General features: G+C 38.1%; 12 protein-coding genes. All 12 read left to right on the plus strand.

Annotated elements, in window-relative coordinates; all coding sequences use genetic code 11:
* Positions 1-138: 138 nt before the first annotated feature.
* The 12 genes from M3191_RS17710 (at position 139) to M3191_RS17765 (ending at position 12,008) form a co-directional block, all read left to right on the plus strand.
* Positions 139-561: a DUF3908 family protein gene (locus M3191_RS17710; protein WP_251701658.1), complete on the plus strand. Its 423-nt coding sequence runs from the start codon at positions 139-141 to the stop codon at positions 559-561.
* Between the two features lie 25 nt (positions 562-586).
* Complete coding sequence (locus M3191_RS17715; protein ID WP_251701659.1) at positions 587-844, plus strand: hypothetical protein; 258 nt, start codon at positions 587-589, stop codon at positions 842-844.
* 369 nt (positions 845-1,213) lie between these two features.
* Positions 1,214-1,762: an RNA polymerase sigma factor gene (locus M3191_RS17720; protein WP_251701660.1), complete on the plus strand. Its 549-nt coding sequence runs from the start codon at positions 1,214-1,216 to the stop codon at positions 1,760-1,762.
* Positions 1,728-3,182 carry a GerMN domain-containing protein gene (locus tag M3191_RS17725; RefSeq protein ID WP_251701661.1) on the plus strand — a complete coding sequence of 485 codons (1,455 nt, stop codon included), beginning with the start codon at positions 1,728-1,730 and terminating at the stop codon, positions 3,180-3,182. Before M3191_RS17720 ends, M3191_RS17725 begins: the two co-directional genes overlap by 35 nt.
* 539 nt (positions 3,183-3,721) lie before the next feature.
* Entirely contained in the window at positions 3,722-4,618 is an 897-nt protein-coding gene (locus M3191_RS17730) for a DUF6744 family protein (RefSeq protein ID WP_251701662.1), read from the plus strand.
* Between the two features lie 16 nt (positions 4,619-4,634).
* On the plus strand, positions 4,635-4,811 hold the full coding sequence (locus tag M3191_RS17735; protein ID WP_251701663.1) for a hypothetical protein: 177 nt from the start codon (positions 4,635-4,637) through the stop codon (positions 4,809-4,811).
* 89 nt (positions 4,812-4,900) lie between these two features.
* Complete coding sequence (locus M3191_RS17740) at positions 4,901-6,025, plus strand: AAA family ATPase (protein WP_251701664.1); 1,125 nt, start codon at positions 4,901-4,903, stop codon at positions 6,023-6,025.
* 122 nt (positions 6,026-6,147) lie between these two features.
* A complete protein-coding gene (locus M3191_RS17745; RefSeq protein ID WP_251701671.1) occupies positions 6,148-7,581 on the plus strand; it encodes a VWA domain-containing protein in 1,434 nt (477 codons plus the stop codon).
* Positions 7,582-7,932: 351 nt separating this feature from the next.
* Positions 7,933-8,439 carry a hypothetical protein gene (locus M3191_RS17750; RefSeq protein ID WP_251701665.1) on the plus strand — a complete coding sequence of 169 codons (507 nt, stop codon included), beginning with the start codon at positions 7,933-7,935 and terminating at the stop codon, positions 8,437-8,439.
* Between the two features lie 491 nt (positions 8,440-8,930).
* The gene (locus M3191_RS17755; RefSeq protein ID WP_251701666.1) at positions 8,931-9,350 is read left to right on the plus strand and encodes a hypothetical protein; all 420 of its coding nucleotides are present in this window, start codon (positions 8,931-8,933) and stop codon (positions 9,348-9,350) included.
* Between the two features lie 475 nt (positions 9,351-9,825).
* On the plus strand, positions 9,826-11,103 hold the full coding sequence (locus M3191_RS17760; protein ID WP_251701667.1) for an IS110 family transposase: 1,278 nt from the start codon (positions 9,826-9,828) through the stop codon (positions 11,101-11,103).
* 431 nt (positions 11,104-11,534) lie between these two features.
* The gene (locus M3191_RS17765) at positions 11,535-12,008 is read left to right on the plus strand and encodes a GNAT family N-acetyltransferase (protein ID WP_251701668.1); all 474 of its coding nucleotides are present in this window, start codon (positions 11,535-11,537) and stop codon (positions 12,006-12,008) included.
* Positions 12,009-12,197: the final 189 nt, after the last annotated feature.

Raw genomic sequence — 12,197 nt, forward strand, 5'->3', positions numbered from 1 at the left:
ATGTAGTTGAACACCCCGTTCTCTATAATGAGAAGTGCGTTGGAATCCGTGGAACGCTTTGTTGGGTATTTTTTTATTACAAAATAAGAGGGGTTTTCACACTTCTTGGCGAAAAGTGTCAGTGGGAGGTGGAAGTAGTTGTATGAAATAACATATCAAGAGTTTTTAAAAAGTTTGCAAGAATTAAGTTTCATGAATTCATACGTAGAAGACCAGCAGTATTCCATGCAAGAATTAATATGTGAGGATGAAATTCTGTATTTTTATCCGAAAAATTATCTTTTCAAAGAAAAGCCACTAGAAGAAACCCAGCTACTATTCTTATCAAAGGACAAAATACGTATCGTCAGTTTTCTGAAAGAAGGATTTATCAATATTGAAGACAGACGCCTTAGCAGTGTGGCAAAGATCAACATATCTCATAAGAATAGAAACTCATCATTAATGACAATTTCATTTAGCGATGGAGATACATTTGTTCTGGATAGCGTTAATGATAGTGAGAATCACAGGTTTAAGTTACATCAAGTAATTATAGAAATATATAAATACTTCAAGTAACAATTAAACTGAAAGGGTGCAGGTGATGAAAAAAGCCGAAGAACTATATGAGTGGGGATTAGAAATAAAAGAAAAACATGTCGGAAAAGCTTTTAATATTAATATTATTAAGCGTAATGATGAAGTTGAACGATTTGTTGACGAGATAATCTACTTTTGTGATACTGTCAATATTAATAAACAGATACAAGACTCTTTGAAATCTGGAATAAAGTTTGTACCTGGACAACCAGTCTCGAATTTAGAGAGAGAGTTAGGAAGACTCGAATTATTATATATTTGACTTGATCCAATTGCTTAGATTTTCTTTACGAGGACTTAATATGTCGGGGACGAGTGATAGGTGAAATAATGACCGACAAAAATGAAAGGAGCGGGATTAATGTTTCAACAGGAGAATATATTAGTCCAAGCTTATAAATTAGTGTTCCTTGGTAAGCTAAAGGGCAAGTTTGCGGAAAATCAGAGGTCTGATCGTATGGGTTGCCATTGGCAACTCTTTTTTTTGTTGAACTAATGGCCAGGTTGGTTAAGAGCTGGTTTGAGAAGCAGCTTAGTGGTCACCACCGTTTGTAAGCTCGTTAAAAATAAAATTTGAATAATTGAAACAAAATCGACTTGGAAACGACTTGTTTAGTAAGGAGGGATGAAAGTGAGTAAAGGGTTAGATATAGAGGATTTATATAGAGAATTTCATGTGGATATTTATCATTTCTCTTTATACTTTTCCAGTAACAAACAGGATGCAGAAGATATAACACAGGAAACCTTTTTGAAAGCAATACGAAATAGCCACATGCTGAGAGATGACACTCGTGCGAAGTATTGGTTACTTTCGATAGCGCGTCACACGGCAATCGATCATTTGCGAAAAAAGAAGCTGAAATCCGCATTACCAGAACTACTAGAAAAAATCACGAACAACAACGAGGATTCCTTGTATGAACATCTCCTTATAAAGGAGCAATGGCAGGAAATTCAAAGTGCATTATTAAAAATAAAACCCCATTATCGCAGTTTGCTTATTTTACGGGGTATTCAGGATATGACAACAAAAGAGACGGCCGATATCTTGAATTGTACAGAGTTAAAGGTGCGAGTAGACTTTTATCGTGCTGTAAAGGTTTTGAAAAAGGAACTACAAGTAGTGGAAGGAGTGAATTACGGTGAAAAAGACCGAAAATCTAACTCAAGAGGCTAAACAGCTGCTTCGACCAATTAAAGATCGACCTGATATAGCGCCAAGTCAAGAGTTTGTTAACGAATTGCACACTAAACTCAGGATGGATGGAAAAAGGAGAAAAACTAGAGTGAAGTTAGTTCCACTGTTAGCAGCTGCAGCGATCATTGTTATATTGCCTTTACTCATTTTAACTTCTCAATCCGAAAAAGAAGAAACACATGCATATACTATAGAAGAATCCTCTAACATTGAATTGGTGGACACCATCAAATACGGGTATGGGGAAGGGGAAATCGGTTTTTCTACTCAAGGCATGAACCCTGTTAGTAGCTTTGATATGAGGCATGGAACCTTATATCTCTTAGATGAAGAAAAGTCTCAGGTCGTGATTAAGAGTGGCGGAACTACTCGGTCATTTTCCGTTCAAAACGATCAAAATATAATTGGTGATTTGAATGATATATTGGTCACACAAGACGAAGAAATATATATATTGAACGCTGTAGAAAAAGTGGTGCATCAATACCGATCCGATGGAGAACTAACAAAGACCTATGATTTATCACAATTAGATTTGTTTTTCCCGGACTCTTTAGTTGAAATAGAGAACAATGAAATTATTGTAAGTCAAAACCAAGAAAAATTTGTCGACCTAAAAACAGTCAGTTTGATAGAGGATCAGGAGCTGCCTTTTCAAATTAAGCAGGTGAATCGTAAGGAAAGAATAGTAGTACTCAATGATGAAAGTGAACGAACTGAACTTGCCTTATTCTCGGATTTCACACTTGCCTATTTAGCTTTACAAGACGTAAAGGAAGAACAAATTATTTATATGCAGACAGTTTCTCTACCTGTAATGACCCCCGTTTCAGAGACACATGTGTTTGGACTTGATAAGAAGGGTAATAAGATTGGGGGAGTACGCATTCCAGAAGAAAACTTTATTGAAAAACCTCTAAGGGTGGAGAATTACATTGCAACAGATCAAAATGAGATCTACCTTCTTATTCCTGAAAACGAGCATGTTGCATTATATAAAGTGACCTTAGGGAAAGATTATGAAAGCTTTATTGAGGAACAGATGGAAGAGGTTAATATTGGGTTTGATACTGAAATGTTTGGGAGGCCTTTCCCAGAATTAGAGGAGGAAATTAGAAAGCTTTTTAAAAATGGTACTATCCAATACGGGAATGAAGAATCATTGAATGGAGTTGCGATTGACGAGAATGGAACAGTAGTTATCGATTTTAAAGACTTCATGGCTGGAAGTCCAGCAAGTGCCGAAGCACAATCATTATTTGGAGCACTACATTCAGCAACCTTTAAAAAGTTCCCGGAAATACAACAAATCTACTTTCAGTTTGACGGGAGTTTCAGTGCATGGGCTCATTGGTTAGAAAGCACCGAAGAACCTTGGAAAAGGCAAAACTCAAATTAAGAATTAAATAACATATTGAATGAACTTGATATGGAAACCTAATGCCTTTAAGTTCATCTTCCTTATTACGGCGCGTTTATGAACTAAACATAAATGCGCTTCTAAAGACCAATTATTTTGGAGAGTTTGCGATAAGGTAACGATTTTGATAGTCTGTATGTACATCGTTCAAATTATAAAGTCATTGTTTCTAATAATGAAAGTCGTTATACTTCCTGCATTTGTTGGAAAGAGACTCGACACAAATTTATTGGCCTTCATTTCACTTTTTTGTGGAATTTGATGGACGTTTCGTCATGCCGTTAGGCAAATAAATTACACGTTTTTTGTGTTAGCAGTGTGAACTATATTTAAAAGTCGGTTGAATCCATGTTGGAGTCGATCTGCTTTTTATTTTGAATATTTGAACCCGGAAGAAAGGGTCTATAAGGCGCAGAAAAGAATTAACAGGACAATATTAAAACGTATTTTGTTTAGCAATGTGCTATTCAAAATGCGTTTTTCTATTTTAAAAAAATTTATGAAAGGATGTTGGTATCATGTCAATCAATCTTGAGAACATGACAGCAGTTCAAAATGAAAACCAAGAGGGTGTACTCGGTCATCTCATGTGGTTCAGTGTAGGAAAACAATTGATTAAAACGGCCGACTTAAAAGAGCGTCTGATTCAGTTTGGTTTGGATGAAGAGTGGATGCCAAATGCCATTCGGCCAGCTGATGCCTTCAGACGTGCTACAAAAGAGATTGAGACGCGAAAAGCCACTTCTCAGACGGGAGTATTTGAAAATTATCTGATCAGGGAGGTCTTTTCTGATAAGGATTATGTGCAACGGAATATTGTTGTTGAATCCGTGAATCAGGCGGGAAAGAGGCTGGATTATAACAGCAAAGCCGGTGTGATTACGTTAGACAAGAAGAATGAGTCAATCACATTCCTGTGCGGGAATGAAACAGCTAAAGAGCTATGCATGGAAGCAGAGCAGAAATTCAATATCTATAAAGATAATTATTCAGCTCAGCAATTGAGGGTCATGGTCAATAAAATTCTGCAGTCTCTTGCACCTACACCTGTTCGTCCAAATGGAGGAATATACTTCGTTCCAGATTCGCACACCGAAGGATTGGCGAGGTTGGTTAAATTCACATCTTCCCTCGAAAATAGCGAAGGGTTTAAGATTTCAGTCGTCAATACATTCGACAATCGGAATATGGTCAATGCGAAATTGAATGAGCATTTGGAATCCATTATAAAAGACTGTAAAACAAGCGGAAGTCTGAGAAAAGGGCAAGTAAAAGAAATCATTGAAAATGCGAACTCTGTCATCGCGAATTATAAAAACTATAAAGGAATCGTTCAAGACGAGGCAGTGCAGCTTGAACAGAAAATCATGAAGATCCGTTCCGAAATCACTCGGATGGTCACGGATTTATCTTGAAAAGGGGGAGAATAAAATGCCGGAATTCTTTCAGACGATGATGGGTAGGAAGTTTTATGAAAAGGATGTAACCGATATAGTTGAACACTTAAAGAAAATCTCCAATGAATTGGAGCGTGCGAATGAACTTAAAGAAAGCGAGTTGCGATTAAAAGAACAGGCGTTACTTGTTTTACCAACAGGTAAACGATGAGCATGGATGAATAAAAGGAAGCGGGTATTGAAAAGTCAATTACGCTTCCTTTTTCAATGTAAAAGAAAAGATGAAGGGATGAATTATCAATGACGAATAATTTTTCAAAGCTTGAGGAAATCAAAAGTGCGTTGAACGCAAAGTTCTTCGAAAGGGAAGATGAAGTGGAGGCAATTTTAATCGCCATATTGTCACGGCAACACTTGTTGATGATTGGTCCGGCTGGTACTGCTAAGTCGGCTTTATCGGTAGAGTTAGCGAAAATTGTGCAAGGTACTGAATACTTCCAGTGGCTTCTTACAAGGTTCAGCACACCTGAAGAGGTATTCGGTCCACTGTCACTTAAAGATCTTGAACAAGGTGTATACAAGCGAAACACAGCCAGTAAAATGCCTGAGGCGAACCTGGTTTTCTTGGATGAAATCTTCAAAGCGAACAGTGCTATCCTGAACAGTCTTTTGACTCTGATTAATGAAAGGCTCTTCTATAACAATGGATCACCCGTCAAGGTTCCGTTGATGTCAGTCATCGGGGCCTCGAATGAGTATCCCGAAGAGGGGGAGGGACTGGAAGCCCTTTTTGACAGATTCCTGTTGCGGTTTGAAATTGACTATATTGCGGATGAAACGAATTTTGTTTCCATGATGAAAGGGGACGGACAACATCAGCCAATGCCGTCCATGACGATGGAAGAATTGGTGCAACTACAGTTCTTCACGGACATGGTAGCCATTCCTGATGAAATCTACGAGACCTTGTCTAAAATACGCATGGAATTAAGGGATGAAGGGATTCGTCCATCAGATAGGCGCTTCAAGCAGTCGTTGAGTGTCTTACAAGCGAAGGCATTGATCAATCAGCGACAATTTGTAAAGGTTGATGATATTGTCATCCTTGAAAATGCCCTTTGGGAAACGGTCGATCAGAAAGATACAGTATCCCTGATTGTCCGTAGTCATGCTCAAGATGTCGTGACAAGGGCTATTGAATCCATTCAAAACGAAGCTCAGGAAGTGTTTCATTCGATGCTGAAAGATAAATCTACTGACGCTGCAATGGAAGCCACTCAGAAACTGAAAGCTTTGGTAGCTGATTTGAATAAACTCTCCAAACATAATCAGAGTCGAGAAAATGACATTGATCCAGTACTGAATCAATTAAAATCAATGCAGCAGGAAATATTGGACAGCGTCTTGGAACCAATAGACTTTTAAGTCTCTTATTAATAGAAGAGATACGATGCCGTATTTAAGAACTGAAGGAAGTAAATTAGATGTCGAGGGTATTCCTTCGGCATCTTTTAATTGTCTGAAGGGAAGTGTTCAATGTGACGGGAATGACGACAAGTATAGAAAACCGCTCGGTATTAAATACTGACGCTTATGATAAAAGACGTTTTAATGAGATTTATAGTATGTCCCAAGGAATCCAGAAGGTAAGAGATGAAGGGGAGTTGCCAACCTTTGAACCTTTATTGGCTGACATATGGGCTTCTCTATATAAGATGAAACCGGAAATCAAGGAAGAAGAGGTTTCTGACGATCTCAAAGTCAATAAATCATTGATGGAGAGAATCATGGCGGATGAATCATTCGAATACTATCGTAGCTTCACCCGACTGGATGATTTATCTTCAGCCATTGGCACCGTGAAATTTGGAGAGAAGACGAATCAATGGTTGGCTGACCAAAAGATGCAGGATAGTGAACTTAGAAAAAAGATTCAGGAAATTCAAGCGATGCAAAGGCAACTTGAAAAACGGGAACAGCAGGAAGGGGTCGGAAATGGGAATGAGCAGTTGCAATCTGATCTAACGCAAGCAATGGCTGGGTTAGACAGTCAGTTACAGCAAACGCTGCAAAACAATAGTCACAGTTTTTCAGAGCAAATGTCTCAAGCTGTACAAGAAACGAGGCAAGTGAAAGCCAACCTTAAATCTTTGATAGGTGGCGTAGTTTCCGGGAGTGGTGAAGCTGAACTGAAAAGGGTACCTCTTCGTGACCAGATATCCTTGGCTGAAAGAATTGCCGCAGATAAAAGAATATCGGAAATCGCTGAATGGGCTGGACGTTTTAAACAGATAGCCATCAAAAAACAGAAGTCAAAACACGCTGAAGGCATCGAGAGTACAGGTGTGATCACAGGAGATGTTATTGAAAGGTTATTGCCGATTGAACTGGGCTTGTACAGGCACCCTGCAACCAAAACTGACTTCTTGAGGCGATTTGCTGAGAAACAAACGATGATGTTTGAACAAAGTGGAAAAGATTCCCTTGGTAAAGGCCCTATCGTTCTCTGCCTAGATCAATCAGGTAGTATGCGTAAACTTGATTCTCAATCCAAAGGATTTGCGCTTGCGTTATTATCCATTGCTAAAAAGCAGAAAAGGGATTTTTGCTTGGTCTTGTTTTCAACTCTTACTGTTGTAAAAGTGTATGAGAAAGGCAAAATAAAAACCGAAGACTTGATTGAATTAGCACAAACATTTTTAAGTGGAGGAACAGATTTCAACCTACCATTAACTAAAGCAATATCAATTATCGAGGACAGCAAATTCAAGCGATCTGATCTCATTTTTATCACAGACGGGGAGGACAGCCTAAAAGATTCGTTTATCAAATCGTTTAACCGGAAGAAGGAGAATATGGATTTTAATGTGCTTTCTCTTGTGTTGGGGACCGATGCAGGGACCGTTCAGCATTTTTCTGATGAAGTTATAGTGATTCCAGATTTGAATGACGAAGGTAGCTTTAAAGCCTTTAATATATGAGAGAAATAATCTTGAAGGAATGAAAGCTGATCATTATTGGTTATGGGTCGTTTGATGGGGAGTAAACATTTAATAACAATCTATCCGGAGACACAATTCACTTATGAATTAGTGTCTCCTTTTTTTGTTACTACATCAATACTTGGATATAAAACATTAGTTAGCACATAAATTTGCAACCAAACAGGAGACGCTAAATAAATTTATCTGTGTTGTAAGATTTATGGTAAAATGAAGTTAAGAATTGTGAAATTTTCCACTTTAACTAACGCAGCAGGTTAGTGCAATAAAGAGATGAAGTTTCAACGGAAATATCAAGGTGATAAATGAGTGTGAGATTGGGGGTTCTTCGTGTCAAATGAGATTATTGAAAAAGTAAAAAGAGGACTCGAGGGAATCGAAATCGGTTATTTTGATACAGGCCAAAGCTTTGAAAAAGAAGCGTATTACGATTATTTTGGTGCTTCAGATAAGGAAACGCGTCGCTATGCGGTTGCTGTATTTACAGTGTATTTAGGAAATTGGTATAGCCTTTGTAGTTTTCCGTTTTTAGATAGAGAATCTTATTTGGAAGAGTTTATTAAGGCATTCATAGAGCATCACCAGCAAATTGAAAGTGATCTCCCTAGTATGTATGAATATATCATTTTATTTTTAATTCGGATTGAAGAAGAAAATATTAGGAAGTATGCTTATTCAACTATTGAAATTGACAAGGAACTACACGAGCTTTTGAAAAGAGAAGTGTTAATACCTAAACGAGAATACTTAAATAAGCATACATCAATAAAATACTTTTTAAGGGAAATTAGAGTTAATCCCTTTTTTAAATCTGATTACTTTGAAGAACACAAATGACAGAGTAATTTTACAAAAAACAAAACTTTAGCTAATGGTTGCTTTACTTCAGGCAGGAGTAAAGCCTTTTTTCTTATTAAACTAACGCAGCAGTTTAGTTGAAGAAAAAGATCAACATTAGAGTGTTTTCTCTAAAAGGGGTGCAAGGCAATGAGTAGATCGCAAATTGGCATTGGTATAAGTTTTTTTGTTTAGGTATATTAGCAAGCTCCTCGCTTTATCCACTAGGTTATCTGGAATCAATAATTATATTTCGCATAATGATTTCTGTTGGAGTTTTCTTCACAGTTCTTGGATCCTTTATACGCCCTACGGTAAAATTGAAGGATAACTAATGTATACTTCCAGGGGTATTTCATTTAGGTCAGGGTCTTATTGAACTAACGAAGCAGATTAGTTGAATGAACAAAAAGGGTTTTTATGACAATCCATTAAAGGAGTTTAGTCCTTTTTGTTGAATAGGTTAACTACAAAGAAGAGAGGTGATGGAAATGAAAAAGGGGATTTCTATATCAGTGATTGCAGCAGGGTTTGTTTTTGCTGCTTTTTCGAACGCTTTTGCTTCAGAAAACAGGTTATCTTACACAGACAGCTCAACTACACCCGTTTCAGAGTTGATTTACCAAAGTGGAGACGTAATTTCTGTTACAGACACTTTATACAAGAATGGTAAGGTCGTTCTTTTTCCAGATCATAGCGAAGATAACCCAAACAATAAAAATAGAACGGTTGTAGTGTACTATCAAGAGTTCGAGAAAATAAAAGAAACAAAAGAAAAATATGATTACGAAGAAGATATTGAAGGAGAACCGTACATAGGGTCTCTAAAATTGTTGCAAGCGGAAGCTATGGCTTCTGGAAATGGTTGGACAGCTATATTCAGTGGAAAAATCTCTAAATCGGTCAAGTGAATTATAACTACAATTAAGTGCACCTAGTGGATGGGCTTTTTTGCTGAAAAACTGTACTTTAACTATAACGGGTTCGGTTGATGGGGAGAAAACAGTAAAAAGCACAGTGTTTGGGGACGCAATTCGCAGAGGAATTGACGTCCCTGTTTTTGTTGTTATATCTACATTTGGATGCTTTTTATGGTCGAATTGGCACAACAATTGGCACAGGAATTAGCAAGAGCGCATAAATTTATACGCCTTTGTTAATTCCGTTGTTAGAACGCTTGCTAATTGGATATTGGTTAGAAGAATATAGAAGGAAAATGAGAAATCTATGCTAAAATAAATTAAAGATTGTGAAATGATTTTCTCAACTAACGGTGCAGCATTCCTGTTTGAAGGATTTGCACCATCTTGAAAGAAAAAGAGCCCTCTTGTATGATGCTGAGTGTCAACGTGGAATTGACCCATCATCTAACAGGAGGACTACTCTATGTATTCTAAGTGGAATGAAAAGCTAAATCAAATAACTGAAAACACATTAATTGTCGGCATGGATATCGCTAAGAGTACTCATTACGCATGCTTTGTAGATGAACGCGGACGTGTACTTGAGAAAGCTTTTGCCGTACATCAATCCAGAGAAGGATTTGAAGCATTATATCAAAATGTGCTTCGTGCTATGAAAGTACATGAAAAAACTGATGTTATCGTTGGGATTGAGCCTACCGGCCACTATTGGATGAACCTTGCATATTTCTTGGATTCCTATGGAATCCCGCTTGTAATGGTCAACCCATTACACGTCAAGCGGTCAAAGGAACTGGATGACAACTTACAGACGAAGAACGATAAGAAAGATGCAGTCGTCATTGCTCGGCTCATGAAGGACGGGCGTTTCAGCTATCCCCGCATCCTAAAGGATATTGAGGCGGAGCTGCGGATTGGCTCTACCCTTCGTTCAAAGCTTACAGAGGATTTGTCGAGCCTCAAGAACCGGATCATTCGCTGGCTTGATCGGTACTTCCCGGAGTTTACACAGGTCTATCCGACCTTCGGGAAGATGGCATTCGCTACACTTGAGAAAACACCTTTGCCACAGGACATCGTAGGGAAAACAGCTGAAGAGTTAGTCTTTCTCTACCGGCAGGTAGAGGGGATGAGAGCGCCGCAATTACCAAAGGCAAGACTTCTGGTTGATGTAGCCAACCAATCTATCGGGGTGACGGAAGGATCGCAGATGGCACGATTCGAAATTGCCACGCTCATCCGTCAGTACCGATTGTTAGAGGAAGAAATAGAAGAAGTAAATAGCCAATTAGCCGAGTTGGCTAAGTCTACAGGAGAGTATGTATACCTCTCCACTGTACCCGGCTTAGGGGATGCTACAATCGTTGATCTACTCTCTGAAGTCGGTAGCTTTTCACATTATGAAGATCCACGCCAACTCATCAAACTCGCGGGATTGACATTACGTGAAAATTCATCCGGCCAACATCAGGGGCGGAAACAGATCTCGAAACGAGGCCGGAAGAGGTTAAGGAGCGTACTATTTAAAGTCATCGTTCCACTAATCAGGCACAACGAAGCGTTTAAACGGCTTCATGAATACTACACGACGCGCCAACAAAATCCCCTACGGGGAAAACAATCGATGGTCGTGCTATGCGGTAAATTACTGAAAGTGTTATATGGAATTTGTAAAAAGAAAGTTCATTTCGATGAACGGCATATGATGAACGATCTCCATTGTCTCGCAACGACAGCGTAGGACATTCCAAATCAATCTATCTATGACAAGAAGGATGACACGGAGAAGCCAGCACAGTACTAACACTAAGACCAAGAGTCCCGGGTGCAGCTTAGCAGGCCTCTGCCTTATGAGTAGACCGAACGAAGGAATGTAAGCGCACCGACGCTAAGAGACATGGGAGGGTACGTCATCATAAGCAACGCAGAGATCCATTGTGCATCAAATAAATGGGTAAGAAAAGCTAATGTTTTCCATTAGTTTTCGCGAAGCGTACTCTCGACTTGGTAATAAAAACAATATCTTCAAATCTATGTTTATTTATAAGTAAAAAAAATTTTTCCTCACATCACGAAGTGATGTAACCGTTGATACTTCAATGTTTATAGAGGGAGTTTAGTTGAGCATGAAGTATAGTTATTTATAAAAGTCATTCATATAGGGGGAGTAAAATGAACATAGTATTAAAGAAAATGTCAGAAAAAGAATTCACCACTTATTTCGAAGATAAGGTTGAGAGATATAGTGATGTTCTATCTGAAAATGTACATGAGGTAGATAGCGAAGAACCCTTTTCTAAAGCACGTAAACAGTTAAATAATCTTCTTCCAAAAGGAATAGAAACCTCTAATCATCATCTTTTTAATATACAAAGAGGTGAACAGGTAATAGGCTTTATTTGGTTAAAAGTTGAAGAAGAGAAGAAAAGTGCATTTCTTTATGAAATTTTCATTTTTGAAGAACATAGGGGAAAAGGTTTTGGGACAGAAACTATGAAAAGCTTAGAGAGGTTCTTACAACAAAAAGAAATTTATTATTTTAAACTTCATGTGTTCGGGAGTAATACAGGGGCTCGTAAGCTGTACGAAGAGCTCGGATTTGAGATTGCAGGGATAAATATGCTGAAGTCATTATCAAACAGTTGATGGTATCTTGTTCAACTCCCATGAAAATTAAAAAACGCTCAAAATCTATAAAATCGCACAATAAAAGAGACTCAGAAAAAGCTTTTTTTAAAAAAGGCTGAGCCTTCAGATTGTGTATATTAAGTTGATAGTTAAATCAGGAACCAACCCCATTCATCTTAGAATATAGGCAAGGCTGGTGCAATAACC

Origin of the sequence: Sporosarcina luteola (genome assembly GCF_023715535.1) — a bacterium.
Classification (GTDB): Bacteria; Bacillota; Bacilli; order Bacillales_A; family Planococcaceae; genus Sporosarcina; species Sporosarcina luteola_B.

What these genes read in the sequence shown, in the direction of transcription:
- M3191_RS17715 (WP_251701659.1), top strand. Translation starts at nt 587, where the DNA reads ATGAAAAAAGCCGAAGAACTATATGAGTGGGGATTAGAAATAAAAGAA.
- M3191_RS17730 (WP_251701662.1), top strand. Translation starts at nt 3,722, where the DNA reads ATGTCAATCAATCTTGAGAACATGACAGCAGTTCAAAATGAAAACCAA.
- M3191_RS17735 (WP_251701663.1), top strand. Translation starts at nt 4,635, where the DNA reads ATGCCGGAATTCTTTCAGACGATGATGGGTAGGAAGTTTTATGAAAAG.
- M3191_RS17740 (WP_251701664.1), top strand. Translation starts at nt 4,901, where the DNA reads ATGACGAATAATTTTTCAAAGCTTGAGGAAATCAAAAGTGCGTTGAAC.
- M3191_RS17745 (WP_251701671.1), top strand. Translation starts at nt 6,148, where the DNA reads ATGACGACAAGTATAGAAAACCGCTCGGTATTAAATACTGACGCTTAT.
- M3191_RS17755 (WP_251701666.1), top strand. Translation starts at nt 8,931, where the DNA reads ATGAAAAAGGGGATTTCTATATCAGTGATTGCAGCAGGGTTTGTTTTT.
- M3191_RS17760 (WP_251701667.1), top strand. Translation starts at nt 9,826, where the DNA reads ATGTATTCTAAGTGGAATGAAAAGCTAAATCAAATAACTGAAAACACA.
- M3191_RS17765 (WP_251701668.1), top strand. Translation starts at nt 11,535, where the DNA reads ATGAACATAGTATTAAAGAAAATGTCAGAAAAAGAATTCACCACTTAT.